15 protein-coding genes are annotated in these 17,172 nt (G+C 67.0%); 5 read left to right on the forward strand and 10 right to left on the reverse strand.

Features of this window, described 5'->3' with window-relative positions:
• Nucleotides 1-5: 5 nt before the first annotated feature.
• The 3 genes from TX79_RS20130 to rnhB form a co-directional block, all read right to left on the reverse strand.
• Nucleotides 6-110 carry a DUF7563 family protein gene (locus TX79_RS20130; RefSeq protein WP_449271619.1) on the reverse strand — a complete coding sequence of 35 codons (105 nt, stop codon included), beginning with the start codon at nucleotides 108-110 and terminating at the stop codon, nucleotides 6-8.
• Nucleotides 111-203: 93 nt separating this feature from the next.
• Complete coding sequence (locus TX79_RS06950; protein WP_049926678.1) at nucleotides 204-1,217, reverse strand: sodium:calcium antiporter; 1,014 nt, start codon at nucleotides 1,215-1,217, stop codon at nucleotides 204-206.
• 64 nt (nucleotides 1,218-1,281) lie between these two features.
• Entirely contained in the window at nucleotides 1,282-1,950 is a 669-nt protein-coding gene (gene rnhB, locus TX79_RS06955; protein ID WP_049926680.1) for a ribonuclease HII, read from the reverse strand.
• Between the two features lie 153 nt (nucleotides 1,951-2,103).
• On the opposite strand from rnhB, the gene TX79_RS06960 reads away from it, so the two are divergent.
• The 3 genes from TX79_RS06960 to TX79_RS06970 all read left to right on the forward strand — a co-directional run bounded on the left by TX79_RS06960 (nucleotide 2,104) and on the right by TX79_RS06970 (nucleotide 5,118).
• Nucleotides 2,104-4,227 carry an alpha/beta hydrolase family protein gene (locus tag TX79_RS06960; RefSeq protein WP_049926682.1) on the forward strand — a complete coding sequence of 708 codons (2,124 nt, stop codon included), beginning with the start codon at nucleotides 2,104-2,106 and terminating at the stop codon, nucleotides 4,225-4,227.
• A 75-nt stretch (nucleotides 4,228-4,302) separates the two neighbouring features.
• Entirely contained in the window at nucleotides 4,303-4,605 is a 303-nt protein-coding gene (locus TX79_RS06965) for a hypothetical protein (protein WP_049926684.1), read from the forward strand.
• On the forward strand, nucleotides 4,606-5,118 hold the full coding sequence (locus TX79_RS06970) for a hypothetical protein (RefSeq protein WP_049926686.1): 513 nt from the start codon (nucleotides 4,606-4,608) through the stop codon (nucleotides 5,116-5,118).
• Between the two features lie 35 nt (nucleotides 5,119-5,153).
• Here the strand turns inward: TX79_RS06970 and TX79_RS06975 are convergent, their stop codons facing one another.
• Nucleotides 5,154-6,500, reverse strand: a complete 1,347-nt coding sequence (locus tag TX79_RS06975; protein ID WP_049926688.1) for a tRNA pseudouridine(54/55) synthase Pus10 — start codon at nucleotides 6,498-6,500, stop codon at nucleotides 5,154-5,156.
• Nucleotides 6,501-7,133: 633 nt separating this feature from the next.
• Between TX79_RS06975 and TX79_RS06980 the strand changes: the two genes are divergently transcribed.
• The gene (locus tag TX79_RS06980; RefSeq protein ID WP_049926691.1) at nucleotides 7,134-7,898 is read left to right on the forward strand and encodes a DUF5781 family protein; all 765 of its coding nucleotides are present in this window, start codon (nucleotides 7,134-7,136) and stop codon (nucleotides 7,896-7,898) included.
• A gap of 81 nt (nucleotides 7,899-7,979) precedes the next feature.
• Here TX79_RS06980 and TX79_RS06985 read toward each other — a convergent pair whose 3' ends face one another.
• From TX79_RS06985 to TX79_RS07005, 5 genes are all read right to left on the reverse strand, one after another.
• Nucleotides 7,980-9,227 (reverse strand): MFS transporter, encoded by a 1,248-nt coding sequence (locus TX79_RS06985; RefSeq protein WP_049926692.1) that lies wholly within the window; start codon nucleotides 9,225-9,227, stop codon nucleotides 7,980-7,982.
• Nucleotides 9,228-9,631: 404 nt separating this feature from the next.
• Entirely contained in the window at nucleotides 9,632-10,240 is a 609-nt protein-coding gene (locus tag TX79_RS06990) for a 30S ribosomal protein S7 (RefSeq protein ID WP_049926693.1), read from the reverse strand.
• A 2-nt stretch (nucleotides 10,241-10,242) separates the two neighbouring features.
• Nucleotides 10,243-10,671 (reverse strand): 30S ribosomal protein S12, encoded by a 429-nt coding sequence (locus tag TX79_RS06995; RefSeq protein WP_049926695.1) that lies wholly within the window; start codon nucleotides 10,669-10,671, stop codon nucleotides 10,243-10,245.
• Nucleotides 10,672-10,869: 198 nt separating this feature from the next.
• Nucleotides 10,870-13,272 carry a methyl-accepting chemotaxis protein gene (locus tag TX79_RS07000; protein WP_049926697.1) on the reverse strand — a complete coding sequence of 801 codons (2,403 nt, stop codon included), beginning with the start codon at nucleotides 13,270-13,272 and terminating at the stop codon, nucleotides 10,870-10,872.
• Nucleotides 13,269-14,525: an ABC transporter substrate-binding protein gene (locus tag TX79_RS07005; RefSeq protein WP_049926699.1), complete on the reverse strand. Its 1,257-nt coding sequence runs from the start codon at nucleotides 14,523-14,525 to the stop codon at nucleotides 13,269-13,271. Before TX79_RS07005 ends, TX79_RS07000 begins: the two co-directional genes overlap by 4 nt.
• A gap of 317 nt (nucleotides 14,526-14,842) precedes the next feature.
• On the opposite strand from TX79_RS07005, the gene TX79_RS07010 reads away from it, so the two are divergent.
• A complete protein-coding gene (locus TX79_RS07010; RefSeq protein ID WP_049926701.1) occupies nucleotides 14,843-15,496 on the forward strand; it encodes a hypothetical protein in 654 nt (217 codons plus the stop codon).
• Between the two features lie 39 nt (nucleotides 15,497-15,535).
• Here TX79_RS07010 and TX79_RS07015 read toward each other — a convergent pair whose 3' ends face one another.
• Nucleotides 15,536-17,044 (reverse strand): aldehyde dehydrogenase family protein, encoded by a 1,509-nt coding sequence (locus TX79_RS07015; RefSeq protein WP_049926703.1) that lies wholly within the window; start codon nucleotides 17,042-17,044, stop codon nucleotides 15,536-15,538.
• Nucleotides 17,045-17,172 lie beyond the last annotated feature (128 nt).

Raw genomic sequence — 17,172 nt, forward strand, 5'->3', positions numbered from 1 at the left:
CCCTTTTAGCGGTCGCGACAGCGCGGACACCACTCGACCGTTCCGTCCTCGCCGTAGACGCGCGCGAAATCGAGAGAGACCGGCTCGCCGCAGTTCGTACAGAGAGGCATGGTATCAGCACAACGGCCGCGACCGACGGGCAAAAACGCCCAGCCTGCTCGTGCACCTTCTGCGCGTACGAACGCGAGGACGGCGACCGCGATTCAGCTCGGCACGACGGTCGTAACGCCGACGCTCTCGAGGACGAGCCAGACGACGAACAGGCCGTAGACGCCGAGCAACAGCCTGGCTTCCCGATCGGACAGCAGCATGTCGGTGCGGGCGATCGCGAAGAAGACGATCGTCGCGAGGACCAGAAAGCCCATCATGGGGACGACGTGGTCGAACGTGATATCGAGGGTGCCGGCGATGACGACGCCGATCGGCACCGCGACGAGCAGGTCGAAGATGTTGCTCCCGAGGACGTTCGCGAGGCTGACCGACGCCCGCCCCGACCGGGCGGCGACGACGCTGACGAACGCGTCGGGGATGCTCGAGCCGGCGGCGACGACGGTCATCCCCCAGAGGAACGCGGGCGTGCCGAAGGCCTCGCCCAGGCCGATCGCGGCCCGGACCAGTCCCTCGACGCCGACGATGATCACCACCAGCCCGAGGACGAACCACAGCCAGGCCCGGCCGCGGGCGATCGATTCGTCGGCCGCCGTGTCGTCCTCGGCCGTATCGAGGTACTGGGTGAACAGATAGAGGACGTACAGGGCCAGCGGGAACAGCGCGAGCGGTCGGGTGACCGTCCCCTGGAGGCCCGGGCCGGCGGCCGGGTAGTAGATGACCGCCAGCGAGAACGTCAGCAGGAGCGAGGCGACCGCGAGCATGTAGAACAGCGCCTCCTTGTAGACGAGCGCGCGACCCGTCTCCATGCCGTCGCTCTCGACGGCCAGCACCGACACTGCCGGCACGACGAGCAGGTTGAACACCGCCGAGCCGACGATAGCGCCGACGCCGACCTCGAACTCCTCGTGGAGGAACGTCGAGACCAGCACGCTGACCAGTTCCGGCATGCTCGAGCCGGCGGCGGCGATGATCGCGCCCTGGACGACCGCGGGAACGCCGTAGCCGGCCGCGAGCTGGTTGGCCGACGTCTCGAGCCAGTCACTTCCCTTCCAGACGACGGCCGTTCCGATTGCGGCGAGCGCCAGTAGCGCGAGTACGTCGAGCACGCGTTACCCACTGCTGGATCCGGCGAGACTATAAATCGGTCGACACGTCGCGGCCACGACGTGCTCAGAACCCCTCGAGGCTGGTTTGCTGGGCGTCTGCGAGTAGGTCCTGACAGGTCGACCACGATTCGCGGGCGCAGGCGGGTAACTCGCCGTGGTCGTCGACGTAGGCCTCGAGGAACTCGCGCGTGGTCGGGTCGCCGGGGTAGCCGCTGCCGACCGGGCCGTACTCCTCGGCCAGCGCGTCGACGTGGGCGTCGCGCTCGACCTTCGCGACGATGCTGGCCGCGCCGACGATCGGCGCGTCGTCGTCGGCCCCGTGGCGGGCGTCGACCTCGAGATTCGCCTCGAGTCCGTCCGGACAGGCCTCCCGAACCCGCCTCGCGAACCGATCGGCGTCGGTATCGCAGGCGTCACAGAGGGCGGACACGGGGGACTCGCGGTCCCACGCCTCGAGACAGTCGGCGATCGCGTCGGCGTGGGCCGCGACCGCCAGCGAGTTCATGTCGGTCTCGGGGTCGTCGATCCGCGCGGGCGTGATCTCGGCGACGCCGACGGCGATCCGGTCGTCCGCGCGCAGTCGGTCCGCCAGTTGCTCCCGTCGGGACGGCTCGAGGCGCTTCGAGTCGGCGATGCCCGCCGGGAGCGCGTCTGGATCGGGACAGGAGACGGCTGCGGCGAACATCGATCCCAGCGCCGGCCCCTTCCCCGCCTCGTCGACGCCGAGTGGCATACCTCGAGGATCCGTCGCGGGGTACTAACCCGTTGCGTTGTCCGATCGGTCGCTGCCGAGGCGGCACCCGGACCGTCCACCGGCGTCCGTTGGTGTGGTATTTTCTCCCACGGTCGGGAAACACCTATTAGCCGTCGTTGAAATGGTGAGTGCGTGACAGAACGCAGCGAGTTACCGCTCGAGTCGTACTACGACCTCACCGAGATAACGGACGTCGCGACGTCGCCCGACGGGGATCGGGTCGCGTTCACCGCGACGGAGTACGACCAGTCCGCCGAGGAGGCCGTCACCTCGCTGTTCGTCGTGCCGACGGACGGCTCCCGGGAGCCACACCGCCTGACGACAGTCGCCGGGGCGGCGAACCCGACCTGGAGCCCCGAGGGGGACCGACTGGCCTTCCTCGCCGCACGCGAGACCGACGTCGACCGGCGCGTCGGCTGGCAGGACCGTGACGAGGACGACGCCGAGACGAACGACGACGAGGACAACGAGGACGAGGAGGACGCCGAAAGCGAGACGGACGAGACCCCCGACGGGGGGAACGGCGACGACGAGCCGAAACGGCAGGTCTGGCTGTTCGACCTCGCCCGCGGCGGCGACGCCCGGCAGGTGACCGAGCGTGAGGACGGCGTCACGGGATTCGACTGGTCGCCCGACGGCGACCGTCTCGTGATCGCCGCGCGGGACCCGACCGACGACGAGCAGGAGTACCTCGAGCAGGTCCGGGAGGGCGGCCCTGTCGAGACGACGCGACTCCAGCACAAGGTCGACGGCGCGGGCTGGACCGACGAGGTGACGAGCTACCTGTTCGTCGTCGACCTCGCGACCGACGAGACGACGCGACTGGACGACGCCTACGGCGGCGGCGCGTTCGAGGACCTCGAGGGCATGCAGCCCCGGTGGGGGCCGACCGATCGCATCGCGTTCCTCTCCTGTCGGCTCGAGCGCCCCGACGACACGATGGTCCGTGACGTCTACACGATCGCACCGGACGGCTCGGACCTCAGGCGGGTGACCGACGGCGAACTCCAGTGCTCGCGACCGACCTGGCGTCCGGACGGCGGCCTCGGGTTCGTCGCCAGCGATCCCGAGAACTGGTGTCGACCCGCCGAAGTGTACTACGACGACGGCGAGGAACTCCGGTCGCTGACGGCCGACCTCGATCGAACCGTCGCCTTCTGGGGAACGATCGAGTGGGCCGACGACGCGGCTTACACGCTCGTCGGCGACGAGGCGCGCACCAGGATCGTCCGTGCGGGACTGGACGGTACCGTCGACCGCGTCTTCGAGGCCCAGGGCGACGACCGGGCGATCCTCGGCCTCGACGTCGCCGACGACGGCGAGACCGCCGCCCTCATCTTCTCCCATCCGCAGGAGGGGACGGACGTCCACGCCGTCGCGGTCGACGACCTCGAGGCGGCGACCGAACCCGACTCGCTCCGTCGGCTGTCGGCGGTCAACGACGACCTGCTCGAGCGGTATCCGATGCCGGCGGTCCGGCGCGTCGAGTGGGAGTCCGACGGCTGGACGCTCGACGGCGTCGTCTACCACGACCCCGACGTCGACCTCGCCGATGGTCCGCACCCGGTCGTGGTCGCGATCCACGGCGGGCCGATGTCCTACGACGAACCGGTCTTCAGCTTCAACCACGCCGTACTGACCAGTCGCGGCTACGTCGTCTTCCGGCCGAACTACCGCGGCGGCACCTCGCGGGGCCGCGAGTTCGCCGAGGTGCTTCGCGGGCGCTGGGGCACCGCGGAGGTCGAGGACGTCGTCGCCGGCGTCGACGCGCTCGTCGACCGAGGGTGGGCCGATCCCGACCGGGTCTTCGGCTACGGCTTCTCCTACGGCGGGATCGCCCAGGGCTATCTCGTCACCCAGACGGACCTGTTTACCGCCGCCGTGCCGGAACACGGGATCTACGACCTCCGCTCGGAGTTCGGCACCAGCGACTCGCACAACTGGACGGAGGCCGACTTCGGCCTCCCCTGGGAGAACCCCGAGACCTACGACGACGCCTCCGCCATCCTCGACGCCGGCGAGATCGAGACGCCGCTGCTCGTGATGGCCGGCGGGAAGGACTGGCGGTGTCCGCCCACCCAGTCCGAACAGCTGTACGTCGCCGCGCGCAAGCAGGGCGTCGACGCGAAACTCGTCGTCTACCCCGACGAACACCACAACATCGGCGACCCCGACCGCGCGATCCACCGACTCGAGGAGATCCTCGAGTGGTACGAGACGCACGATCCGGCCCGCGAGACGACGGAATCGGACTGATCGACGGACTGGGACTCGAGCACCAGCGGTCCGTCTGCGTAACGGCTATCCGGATAGGCGTACAACGTACACACAGTGAGTTCCGAGAAGAAACGCGTGCAGTTTCGCGCCCCTGATCGTCTCATCGATCGAGCGGATGCACTCGCGACGGTACTCGGTTCGGATCGGACGGACGTCCTCGTGACCGCGCTTCGCGAATACCTCCGTGAAGCGACCCACGACGACGACCTCAAACAGGAGATCGCAGCCGCGTACTACGACGACGAGATCACCTTCGAGCAACTTGTCGACCTCGTCGGTCGGGAGGAAGCGGCGAACTTCCGGGTCCTCAAGCGGCAGCTCGACGACGACTACATCGACGAACTCGCCGAACTATAGATGCCGGAGCTGGTCGCCGATACGTCGGCACTCGTCAGCCTCGGGATCGCCGACGACCACGAGCCCGCTCCGCTCGAGCTACTCGAGGAGGCGTACGAACTCGTCGTTCCGCAGCCCGTCGACCGTGAACTCGAGGAGATCGCCTCGTACGACGACGAACACGGCACCGCGGCGGGGAACGTTCTCGAGCACGTCTCCGACGAACGGTTGTACGACGTCGCCCTCGACGAAACGTTTCCCCTCGACGAGGGCGAGAACGCGGCCGTGAGTCTGGCGAACGAACGGGAGAGCGACGTCCTCCTGTGCGACGAGTTCAACAGTCTCGGACTCATCCACGCGTCGCTCGCCGACACCCGCCTCGTAACGACGCCGACGCTGCTCTCGTCGTTTACGCGGCGTGGAAGGCTGTCCCCAAACGAGGCGATGTCACTGCTGGATACGATCGCAACCGCACGGAGCTGGGACGGGAACACCTACGTTAGCCGGGTTCGGTCTCGTCTCGAGGCGGACTGATCGACCGCGGTCGGACACGCCCATCGTCACTGGAATCAGGACCGAGGGTCGTCCCGGAAGTACGCCTCCTGTTCGAACGGTTCCTCCTCGCCCTCGACGCCGGTGACGTCCAGCGCCGTCACCTCGGCGTCGGTCTCGAGCAGGCCGGCCAGACTCGGCTCCGTACGCCCGTCGTCGCTGCTGATCAGTTCCTTGACGTAGAGACCGCCCTCGCCGTGGAGGCGAACTTCGGCCTCGGTGGGTGACTCGAGGTCCCCGTCGATGTCGTAGACGGTCCGCTCGCGGGTGAGGTTCGCCCGCCGGTGATCGACCCGCTGGGGCGTGTACTGCTCGACGGTCGTCCCCGAGAGTTCCGCGAGGGCGGTCTCGAACTCGGCCTCGTCGACGGGGTCGGCGAACGCGACGGCGGCGCGGTAGCGCTTGCTCGCGTCGTGTTCCTTGACGCGCTCGACCATCTCGTAGGTGGCCAGCCGTAGCCCCTCGACCTCGACGCCGTCGGCCACCTCGTTGATCTCGCGCTCGAGCGCCGCGACGTCCGGCTCGCGCACGCGCGGGCGTTTCACCTCGAGGACGAACGGCCGACCCTCGCCGAGCATCCGCGCGTCGACGTCCTCGCGGCCCGCACCGTGGAACTTCCCCTCGTCGCCGTCCATCGCCTCGACGACGTGGGGTCTGACGGTCTCCTCGACGCTGGTCTCGTACATGTAGCCGGTTCCGTCGCAGTATTCGCAGGGCTCCTCGCCGTCGTCGGCAAGCTGAACGCCGCTGCCGCCACACTCCCGGCAGGGCCACTCCGTCTGGGGGATGTCGCGCTCGAGCTTGCGGTAGCGGCCGTAGACGAACGCCGGGTTGAGCTGGACGTCGACCGCGTGGCCCGTTACCGACCCCGACTCGAGGGCCTCGAGCGGGTCGAACCCCTCGAGGTCGACGACCGCGAGCACGTCCGGCCGGTCGAAGTCCACGTCTGCGCCCGTCTTCGCGCCGAGGCGGCGGCCGACCTCGCGGTTGACCTCGCGTTTCATCGACTCGCCGACGTCCGGATCCAGGCCGGCGTCCTCCCGGAGCAGGCGCTCGTTCTCCTCGACCAGCGGCGGCACGCGGGTTCCCACCTGGTAGGTCGAGAAGTCGACCCCCTCGAGCGCGTCGACGATGGCCGACGCGACGGCGTCGAACGTCCCGCAGTACCCCTCGCAAACCCAGCAGTCTGCGGGGTCGTCGGGCTCGTAGTCGGCGTCGTCCTCGAGGGCGATGGTCGTCCGCAGCGCCCGGCCGCGGTCGACGTTGGTCAACCCGAAACTCCGGTCGGCGAAGGGGCGGCCGAGACAGGAATCGCAGACGGGGTCCGTCTCGAGCAACGCGCGGGCGTCGTCCAGCACGGTCATGTCCCATCACTCGGTGCGGCGGGCGTAACACGTTTTCCTTTCGTCGGACGTTTCGAGACCGTTCAGTTACGGGGGCCGAGAATCGAGGGGACATTCTCAGCATCGACGACGTCGGATCGAACGACGCGTCGGTCGGTCCCTTTGTCCGAGTATTGATCGGGGTGTTCGTTAGAGGACTCGGTGAAACGAAGCGTCCCGCTATCGTGGACACGGGGAGTAGCCACACCCTCCCCAACCGATTCGTTCGGTCGCTACGCTCCCTCACTCATCCACTGGAAGACGCAAGCGTCTTCCAAGCCTTCGTTCGCTCAGCTCACGAAGACCTCGCGCGATTTCGTCGATCGACCTCGTAGTCACTCGGTCGATCGACAGCACGCGCCACTACAGACTGCCAGGCGAGGTACGAAACGATATCTACACGACCTGTACTGAGCGTTGTCCCGATCAGCGTCCGGATATGCGAACCGTTCTACGTCACCCGTTGGCGTTGCGACGACAGGCGCGGCATCGATAGACGGGGTAAACCAACGAGTCGAGCGAGTGGATCCGAACGCCGTCCGTAACATCCTCCGTTCGCGGCCCGCGAAGGCGGGCGTAAGAGACATACAGCCCCAACCCTTGGTAGCTACACACATGGATATACGCGTTCAGGGCCCCGGGCCCACGTCTCCGTTTCTCAGCGCGCGTGACCTCTTCGAAACCGAACACGACCTCTCGCTGCCGGTCCGCGTCCAGTTACGGGACGACCCCGACGAGCGGACCTGGGCCGGCCACTACGACGACCACCACGTGCTGAACATCTCCCGCCAGGCCGCCTCGAGCGCCATGGCCCGCGAACTCGTCCTCCACGAGCTGGCCCACATGGCCAGGTACGAACAGGAACACCCCTCTCACACGCAGTCGATCGAGGAGGTCCTCTACCTCGCGCTGGCCGGCAAGAGCGTCGAGCGACGGAAACTCGCCCACTGCTACCAGATCGCCAACCACATGAAAGACATCTACGCCGACGACATCACCCTCTCGGTCGGTCCCGGCGAGAAACTCCTCTCGTACCTCGAGTCGAGCCTCGCGACCGCAGTCGCCGACCGTCCCCAGACGCCCTCGCGTCCGGGTCTCCAGCGGCTCTCGGCCAGCGCCGATCCCGAGATCACGGCGGTCAACGCGGCGTTCGCGCTGGCGCTTGCGGAGCGCCACGACCTCGTCGACGACGACCACCGGCTGTACGACCTCGCACACGTCGCCGCGATGGACGCCCCGGGCGTCGATTTCGAGGGGTTCAAACGCCGGTTCAAGGAACTCGGCAGGGAACCGGACGCGAGCACGTACCGGAAGGCGCTCGTCGACGCCACGCGAGCGTACGTGACCGGTAGAAACGCGGGTGTCAGCGCGGCCGATTGACCGGGGGAGCCGGCGGTTTTTCGGGGAAACGACGATTGTGGGGCGTCGGTCCAGTGCGAACCCGTTTCGATTCGGCCGGGATCACGTCGATCCGGCCGACTGGTCGACTGGTTCCGGGCCCGCGGTCCAGCGGAGGGCGACTCCGGGTGCGAGCAACAGGAACGCCACCCCGAGCCACGCGACGGTCGAGACCGGGCCGACGACGTCGGCGGCGAATCCGGCGAGCGGCATCACCGGCGCGCGAACGAGTGCGTACGCCATCGACGCCGCACTCAGTACGGTCGCCCGACCGGCCGATCCGGTCGCGTCGTTGAGATACTGGGTGACGAGCGGTTCCCAGAGCGCCGACGCTCCCTTCATGGCGAGAAACACCGGGATCGCGAGCAACGGCACCAGCCGCGGAAGGAGTAAACAGCCCGCGACGGCGATCGGAAGCCACACTACCGTTCGCCGAAGCCCGACCAGGTCGCGGACCGTCTCCGCGTGATAGCTCGCAACGGCGGCGAGGAGTGCGAAACCCGCGTACAGAAATCCCAGCGTCGTTTCTTCGGGGATCGCTCCGGCGAGCGACACCGCCTCGAAGGCCGCCTCGAGAACGTCGGTCGTGATCGGCTGAATGTACTCGTCGGCGGTCCGGGTGACGGCGAAAAACAGGGCCACGTAGGCGACGAACGACCGGAGTCCGGGTCGCGTGAACTCCGCTCGGACGAGTTCCAGCGACTGACGGGGACCGAGCCGGTCGGCCGCGACCCCGTCGTCTCGAAACCGGGAGTTTCGCGGCATCGTGAGCACGATCACGACCCCGGCCGCGTTCAGTACGGCCGACGCGAAGAACGGGTAGGTCGGGTGAACGACGTAGAGGAATCCGCCGAGGATCATCGTCACCCCCGACGTCCACTGATAGACCGCACCGCCCCGTCCGCGGATCCGCGTAAACTCCTCGTCCCGGAGGGCTTCGGAGAGGGTGTCGTACAGCCAGGCGTCCGCCGTTCCGGACTGGAGCGCCAACGATACCGACCAGAACGCGTAGAGAACCACGAACTCGAGAAACGTCGTCGCGACGACGAAGCCAGCGATCGATACCGTCATCGCTCCCATCCCGAGTGCCATCGCGTTCCGCCGGCCGATTCGGTCCGCCACGTAGCCGGTCGGCACCTCGAGACCGACCACGAGAACTGCCGAAATAGCACTCAGCGCCCCGATCTGGGCGTACGTGAGATCGTTCCACAGCAGAAAGAGCGTAAACACCGGCCAGATGAAGCCGACGGAGTCAGCGGCCTGGTAGCCGTAGTACTTGAGTATCGTCCCACGAGGGAGCGTCCGCGTCATCGTCCCGTACCTGTCGCGCCCGGACAAAAACGGTTCCCTGCAGCCAGTTTCAGTAACTCAGTTGATACGAGTGGTGGTAGCAGCCGGGTCGCGATACGTTTGCCACACTATCGGTCCGGATGGCCGACGGGGGGTCCACGCCGATGCCCGAGTCCGGCGGGCGTGCCGTCCGACGCGTCGCGGTACTCGGCTACGAACACCGCGAATCGATCCGGGCGCACCGTCGGGCGTTCAGTCCCCGTCTCGCTTCGACGGCGTCGAACGTAGACTCGAGGAGCGACGGCTCCGGTAGAGACGTCGCTTCCCGTTCGGTCATCGATCGGCGAGTCGAACTCCCGCCGTCTCCATGGATGGAGCGAGCAGGTGCTCTCGAGTGACCCAGCGAAACAGAAGCGAGAACCGCGTTAGCGGGCAGCAGCCGCGACGCGCTCTTTCTCTTCTTTCTGACTGACGGCGTAGGTCTGCACGTCGTTGTTGGCCGCGCCGATGAGCTGGGAGGCGATGGCCTCCTCGACGGGCGTCGTCGTCTTGAACGAGTCGTTGTAGACGCCTTCGGCGAGGAACTTCAGGGCCTGGTCGACGCGCCGCTGCGGGGCGACGTCGACGGCCTTCGGGACCGAGATACCACCGTATTTGAGGCGGACGGTCTCCTCGCGCGGAGCCGCGTTCTCGACCGCGCTCACGAGTACCTGGACGGGGTTCTCCTCGGTGCGCTCGTGGACGATCTCGAAGGCCTCACGGACGAAGTTGAGCGTCTGCTGTTTCTTGCCCGTGTTCTCCTCGGTCTGCATCAGGCGGTTGATGAACCGCTCGACGATGGAGATCTGGGACTTCTTGAACTGCTTGCTGGCGTGGCGACCGGCGGTGTGAGCGATCGGCGTCACCGTGATGTAGCGCTCGGTCGAGGGATCGGAGTACTCGATCTCGCCGATCTCCCACTCGCCGAACAGCTTCGCGCCGACGTCCGTTCCTCCCGCGGGGGCGTCCGGATCGGGTTGGTCTTCCACTGCCATGGTTAGCGCACCGGTTTCTCGGCGTTCCCGCGAACGAGTTCGATGAGCGCGACGCCGTTGACCTTGTCGACCTTGTAGTTGACGCCGGAGAGGTCGCCCATCGCACGACCCTTGGCCCCACCGATACCGGCGATGGTGACCTCGTCGTGTTCGTCGATGAACGAGATGGCACCGTCGCCGGGACAGAAGGCGGTGACCTGCTTCCCGTTCTTGATCAGCTGGACCCGGACGCACTTCCGGATCGCCGAGTTGGGCTGTTTCGCCTCGATGCCGACCTTCTCCAGTACGATACCTCGAGCCTGCGGCGCACCCTCGAGCGGGTCGGATTTCTCCCGAAGCCCACGGGCGCGGCGCGCGTAGTCCGAGTCGGACCACCGCTGCTCCTGGCGGTCCTTCTTGAGCTTGCGCGCGGCGTACTTGCCGTTTGCCATAGTACCCGTCGCTATCCGACGAAGGCACTTAAGCGACCCGTTTCGATTCGGCGTTACGGCTCGAGAGCGCTCCATCGGGGTCAGCGAAGGAATCTGAGCGCGTTTCGGTACCGAGCGATCGTTCTCGAGGCGTCCGAAGTGCGAGACGGTAGGGGACGGTAGGAGCTGTCACGCACCGATGCGTGAGGTCGGACCGCCTTACCTGGAGGGATCGGCCGATTGCTGGGTCGACGCCGTCCCCGACGCGGGGTCGTCGCCTGCGGCGGGGTCGATCCCCGTCTCGAACCGTTCGAGACGATCCGAGAGGGCGGCGGCCTGGTCCGCGAGGCCGCTGACGCTCTCGGTAACTTCCGTCAGGGAGGCGGTCTGTTCCTCCGCCGCCGCGGAGACGGTGCCCGCCTCGGTCGCGGACTCCTCGCTCGAGGCCGCGACGTCGTCGACGGCGGCCACGACCTCCTCGGCCGACGCAGCCTGGTCGTCGGTCGCGGCGGAGATCTCCTGGACGCCCTCGTTGGTCTCCTCGGCGTAGGTCGCGATGTCCTCGAGGGCGTCGACGGCCGGTTCGACGGCCTCGGTTCCCTGTCGAACCCTGTCGCTGGTCGTCTCGACGACGCCGACGGATTCCTCGGTTCGTTCGCGGATCGTTTCGATCCGCTCTTCGATCTCCGCCGCCGCCTCCTTGGCGTCGGCCGAGAGCGCCTTGACCTCGTCGGCGACGACGGCGAACCCGTCGCCCTCACCGCCTGCGTCCGCAGCCTCGATGGAGGCGTTGAGCGCGAGCAGGCTCGTCTGGTCGGCCACGTCGGAGATCGCCTCGACCAGTTCGTCGATCCGCTCGACCTCGCTCTCGAGCGACCGGATCGTCTCGACCGCTCGTTCGGCCTCGGCCTCGACTTCGTTCATCTCGTCGATGGCGTCCCGGGCCGCCTCGTGGCCGTGCTCGCTCGAGTCGACGGTGCGTTCGGCGACGCGTGCGACCTCGCTCGCCGTCGACGCGATCTCCTCGGTACTCGCCGAGAGCCCCGACATCTCCGACTGGATCGTCCCGAGTTGCTCGCTCTGTCGGTCGGCGACGTCCGAAATCTCCTGGACGGACTCCGAGACCTGCTCGCTGGCGGTCTTGACCTCCTCGCTCGAGGCCGTCACCTGCTCGCTGGCCGCGGCGACGTCGGTCGCGAACCGCTTGACCTCGCCGACGGCGTCCTCGAGTTCCGCGAGCATCGCGTTGAACTCCTCGCCGATCTCGCGCATCTGCTCGTTGTCGGTGTCGACCGTCGCACGGACGGTGAGGTCACCGTTGGCTGCGGCGCGCATGGTGTCGCCGTACTGGTCGGCCACCCGCCTGAGTTCCTCCATCATCGACGCGATCCGCTCGCGTTCGGCTTCGGCCTCCTCCCGGGCGGTTTCGGCCTCGGACTGGGCCCGTTCGGCGTCCTGCTGAGCCGATTCGGCCTCCGCTTTCGCCTCCTCGGCGGCCGTGATCCGAGCGTCGAGCGACGTCCGCATCTCGTCGAACGCCCGGTAGAGACGGCCGACCTCGTCGATGCGATCCGTCTCGAGGTCGACCGACCGGTCGCCCTCTTCCATCCGTCGCGCCCGATCCCGGAGGGTCTCGAGCGGCGTGACGGTCTGGCGCGCGAGCACGAAGCCAGCCCCCAGCAACGCGACGAGGCCGACGCCGATCACCGAGAGGACGGTCCATCCGACGGCGTTACTGGCCGCAAACGCCTGCTCGGCGGGGACCGTCGTCACCGCTACCCAGTCGTTGTTCGTGGTCGCGGCGTAGGCGGCGACGAGGTCGGATTCCTCGTCGTGTTCGAACGCGGTGCCGTCGCGCGTCTCCCCGAGTTCGGCGACGAGGTCCGGATCCGGCTCTCCCCGAAGTTCGTCGCTCGCGAGGACGGTCTCGCCGTCGGTATTGACGATCAGCGTCTCCTGATCGTCGTGTAACTGTCGGAGGCCGTCGACGCGGTACTCGATCGTTCCGACGACGACGGCGATCCGTGCCTCGTCGCCCTCGATGGGGCTGGCGAACGAGATGACCTGGTCCTCGACGGTGTCGTCCGTGTAGGCCGTCGGCGAGTGCCAGACGTCGGTGGCTGCGGTCAGGTCTATCCCCGGTTCGATCTCGGTCCAGGGTTCGTCGACGGCGTCGACGGACGCACCACGCAGTTCGCCGTTCGTACTCGTCAGAACGTTGCCGTCGTTCGTATCGACCACGTGGATCGCACGGACGTCGACGGGTAACTTCGCCTGTTCCTGGATGACGTGAGCGTGGGCCGTTTCGGCGTCCGCGCCGGCCAGTGCCTGCGCCGACGAGAGCGAGCGCGTGTGCGACTCCATCGAGATCATCCACTCGTCGATCGAGTCGGCGTGCATATCGACCGTCGCGGTCAGTTGCTGCTCCGCGTCGGCCTCGACCGTCCGTTCGGCATCGACGTAGCCGATTCCCCCGACCAGCGAAATGACGAGCAGCACGGCGACGATCGTGATCACGAACTTCGCACGGTAGCTCCGCCGGACGAACGTGGGAACCAGCCCCCGAGCCAGCCGACCGACGCTCGAGTCGGGCGACGACGCCGCGTCTCCGTCGTCGGTCATGGCGACACCTCCGAGGGAGTCAGTTCGTCACGAACCTCGAGTTCGCCGTCGGCGAACGCGAAGTACTCGTACTCGACCGAGCCGCCGTCGCCGTTCTCGTCGAACTCGATCTCGCCGGAGGCACCCCTGTACCGGATCGGCTCACCCGCCGCCGCGAGGTCGATCCCCTCGGCGAGTTCGCCGGGCAGTACCTCCGTCCCCTCGCCGGCCGTCACCGTGTACATCCGGTCGGCGATCGCCGTGCCATCGTTTTCGCCGGCCGCGGCGTTGGCCAGCAGCACCGTCGCCGCGGCGTCGTAACAGTTCGCGGCGAACAGTCCCGGATCGTCGCCGTACTCCGACCGATACAGCGAGCGAAACGCCGACCGACCGGGACCGCTCGAGGTCGGGGCGGTCCCGTACGCGCCGATGCGAGCGCCGAGTTCGTCGACGACCACCTCGTTTTGCATCCCGTCACTGACGAACAGCGTCTCCTCGCCCGCGTGTCCGTCGTAGTACTCCTCGAGCAGCGGCACGCCGCTTTCGGGATAGCAGATCAGAAAGAACACGTCGGGATCGTCTGCCAGTGCTGTCGCCAGCGCCTCGTCGTAGCCGTCGGCTTCGGGGTCGAACGAGACCTGACGCTGGACGGCTCCGTCGAACGACGCCGAGAACGCGCCCGAGAGCTGTCGTCCGTAGTCCCCCGTCGCATACAGCGTCGCCGCGGAGTTCGCTCCGTGTTCGGTGGCGGCGAGTCGCGCCGCGATCACTGCCTGCAACGAATCGACCGGGGCCGTCCGAAACGAGTAGCCGCGATCGTTCACGATCGACAGCGTCGGCGTCGTACTCGCCGGCGAACAGGAGACGACGCCCGACGGAATCGTCGCTCGCTGTACCATCTGTAACGTCACGTCGGAGGACGCCGCGCCGACGATGGCGGGAACGCCGTCGTCGATCAGCGACCCCGCCGCCTCGACCGCACGCGTCGGCGACGTCTCGGAGTCGGCGACCTCGTGTTCGACGTCGGCCGCCAGCGACGCATCCTCGAGTTCGATTTCGGGAAGCGATGCGCCGTTCAGTATCGTCTTCCCCGCCTGCTCGAGTTCACCCGAAAGCGGGAGGACGCTTCCGTACCGGAGCGTCCGCTCCGAAAGCGGCGGCCGATTCTCCGCGTGACCGTCGGCGTCGGTACCGCCGAGACAGCCACCCAAAACGGAAACGGTGGCTCCCCCGACCGCGCCGAGATACCGACGGCGATTCCAGTGGCGACTCATCGTTCGTTCGCTGTCGACCTGCGATTGCGTCGACGATGCTGCGTGACCATACTACCAGTTCGATGGATGAACTCGGTTAGCAGCGCTTCAGTATTCCGGCCATTTAGTTGAACGAATTTCATATTCTCGGCAGCATGACGACGAACACACCAAATACGCCCCCACATAAGAAATATATTAAACGTCCGGCCAGGAAAGCGAAAGCGGTCCGGTCGGAGTGGCGGACGAACCGTCCCGTATCGACACCGGTCGTACCCTCGAGTCGGCGATACGTTACTACAAAGTATTAGTTAGATCGGTCAAATGCTCTACTCAGTATGGCTACACTCGCGACGGTGCTCATCAACACGTCCTGGTTCAAGCGACTGATCGGCCGGTCCGACGACGATCCGGAGTCCGACGACGAGCCCCCCGAGGTGGCGGACCGAATCGGGTGGAAAGGATCGCTCGAGGACGCGGAGGTGATCGGGCGAAGCCCGCTCTCGTACGTCGCAGCGGGCGAATCGGTGTCGTCGTTCGTTGGCAAAGAGATCTCCAGCAAACTCGCCCACTACGGCCTCGAGGAGATCGAACCGGAGGAGTGGTATCCCCTGGCGATCCCGCTGGCCATGCTGTACGACATGCGCGACGAGTACGGCGACGTCAGAATGCGAAACATGGGGCAGAACGTCCCCCAACACGTCGAGTTCCCGCCGGAACTGTCGGCGGTCGACGACGCCCTCCGGGCGATCGATCAGGCCTATCACCAGAACCACCGCGGCGAGGAAATCGGCTTCTACGAGTTCGAAACGACCGGCGAGACGGAAGGCGTCATGACCTGCGAGACGCCCTACCCCTGTGAGTTCGACAAGGGACTCATCAAAGGCGTCGCAAAGAAGTTCGCCGACAATCCCGTCCAGGTCGAGGAGATCGGCGACAGCTGTCGGAAAGAGGGCGATTACCGCTGTGAGTACCGCGTTAACTGGTTCTGAACGTCGCCGGTAACGCTGACTGTTCCGACCGCGACCCCGTCAGTACGGGTACTCCCGGGGTTCACGCTGGACCGAGATCCACTTGGTCGTCGTCAGGATCTCCAGGATCCACTCGTCGTTGTACCGACCCATCCCCGACGCGCCGACGCCGCCGAACGGAACGTGTGGTTCGTCGTTCAGCGGCTGATCGTTGATATGAACCATTCCGGTCTCGAGGGCGTCGGCCACGTCGCGCGCTCGCTCGAGGTCCGTCGAGTGGACCGATCCCGAGAGGCCGTACTCGGTGTCGTTGGCGATCCGGATCGCCTCCTCGTCGCTTTCGAACGGGATGACCGGCGCGACCGGGCCGAAGTGTTCGTTACAGGCGACCGGCATGTCGGCACTGACGCCCGACAGCACCGTCGGCTCGACGAACAGGCCGTCGTGGTCACCGCCCGCCTCGATCGTCGCGCCCCGTTCGACCGACTCCTCGAGGAAGCCGACGATCTTGTCACGCTGGCTCTCGTTGATGACCGGCCCGACGAGGGACCCCTCCTCGAGCGGATCGCCGATGGGGAGCGAAGCGGCACGGTCGGCCAGTCCGGCCACGTACTCGTCGTACAGCGACTCGTGGACCAGGTGGCGATTGATCGAGATACACTCCTGTCCCTGGTGGGTGAACGAGCCGAACGCGCCGGCGTCGATCGCCCGCTCGAGGTCGGCGTCCTCCAGGACGACGTGGGCGTTGTTCCCGCCGAGCTCGAGCGCGGGTTCCGTGTAGGAGCCGACGGCGTGCTGGCCGACGCGACGACCGATCTCCGAGGAGCCGGTGAAAGACATCACCGAAGGGGTCGGATGGCCGGAGAAGTGGTCCCCGATCTCGTCGCCGTAGCCGGGCACGACGTTCAACACGCCGTCGGGCAGCCCGGCCTCCTCGAAGACCTTCGCGAGGACGAGCCCGCCCGTCACCGGGGTATGCTCGTCGGGCTTGATCACGACGCTGTTACCGAGCGCGAGGGCGGGGGCGACGACGCGACTGGTGAGGTACAGCGGGAAGTTCCAGGGGGTGATGACCCCGACGACGCCCGCCGGTTCGCGTACCACCAAGTTCTCCTTGCCCGGCGTGACCGACTGTTTGTGTCGACCGCTGGCCCGCATCGCCAGTCCGGCACCGACGTCGATCGTCCCCTGTGCGAGCTGGATCTCGAAGTCGGCTTTCAACTGCACGCCACCGCACTCGAGTGCGAACAGCGTCGCGAGGTCGTCCGCGTACGAACCCAGCAGGTCGCCGGCCTCGGAGACGATCGCCGCACGCTCCTGGGGCGGTCGCTTGGCCCACTCCTCCTGGGCCGTTTCCGCGACCGCGAACGCCTCGTCGACGTCGTCCTCGGTCGCGTGGGGAACCGTCGTCACTGTCGATCGCGTCGCGGGGTCCTCGACCGGGATGGCGTCCCGGTCACCGCCAGCCACCCACTCCCCGTCGAGATACAGCGCGTTCCAGCCGGCTTCCGGCGCGATCTCGAGGGCGTCTACGTCATCCCGTTCGACGAACGAATCGATATTCGTCATACGTAGCAACTCTCACGGAATCCGTATATTCATTTGGTTCTGACCGAAAGCGCCGGAGGACTGGCGCTGGCACCACGCGACGCGTTCACTGCCGTCACGTCGACGCGAATGGGCCGTACGAACGGGAG

It is taken from the genome of Halopiger goleimassiliensis (genome assembly GCF_000455345.1).
GTDB lineage: Archaea > Halobacteriota > Halobacteria > Halobacteriales > Natrialbaceae > Halopiger_A > Halopiger_A goleimassiliensis.

Excerpts from the sequence above, each read along its gene's own strand:
- TX79_RS06975 (WP_049926688.1), bottom strand. The coding sequence starts at position 6,500 with ATGACCGTGCTGGACGACGCCCGCGCGTTGCTCGAGACGGACCCCGTC.
- TX79_RS06985 (WP_049926692.1), bottom strand. The coding sequence starts at position 9,227 with ATGACGCGGACGCTCCCTCGTGGGACGATACTCAAGTACTACGGCTAC.
- TX79_RS07015 (WP_049926703.1), bottom strand. The coding sequence starts at position 17,044 with ATGACGAATATCGATTCGTTCGTCGAACGGGATGACGTAGACGCCCTC.
- rnhB (WP_049926680.1), bottom strand. The coding sequence starts at position 1,950 with ATGCCACTCGGCGTCGACGAGGCGGGGAAGGGGCCGGCGCTGGGATCG.
- TX79_RS06970 (WP_049926686.1), top strand. The coding sequence starts at position 4,606 with ATGCCGGAGCTGGTCGCCGATACGTCGGCACTCGTCAGCCTCGGGATC.
- TX79_RS20130 (WP_449271619.1), bottom strand. The coding sequence starts at position 110 with ATGCCTCTCTGTACGAACTGCGGCGAGCCGGTCTCTCTCGATTTCGCG.
- TX79_RS07005 (WP_049926699.1), bottom strand. The coding sequence starts at position 14,525 with ATGAGTCGCCACTGGAATCGCCGTCGGTATCTCGGCGCGGTCGGGGGA.
- TX79_RS06990 (WP_049926693.1), bottom strand. The coding sequence starts at position 10,240 with ATGGCAGTGGAAGACCAACCCGATCCGGACGCCCCCGCGGGAGGAACG.
- TX79_RS06980 (WP_049926691.1), top strand. The coding sequence starts at position 7,134 with ATGGATATACGCGTTCAGGGCCCCGGGCCCACGTCTCCGTTTCTCAGC.
- TX79_RS06995 (WP_049926695.1), bottom strand. The coding sequence starts at position 10,671 with ATGGCAAACGGCAAGTACGCCGCGCGCAAGCTCAAGAAGGACCGCCAG.
- TX79_RS07000 (WP_049926697.1), bottom strand. The coding sequence starts at position 13,272 with ATGACCGACGACGGAGACGCGGCGTCGTCGCCCGACTCGAGCGTCGGT.
- TX79_RS07010 (WP_049926701.1), top strand. The coding sequence starts at position 14,843 with ATGGCTACACTCGCGACGGTGCTCATCAACACGTCCTGGTTCAAGCGA.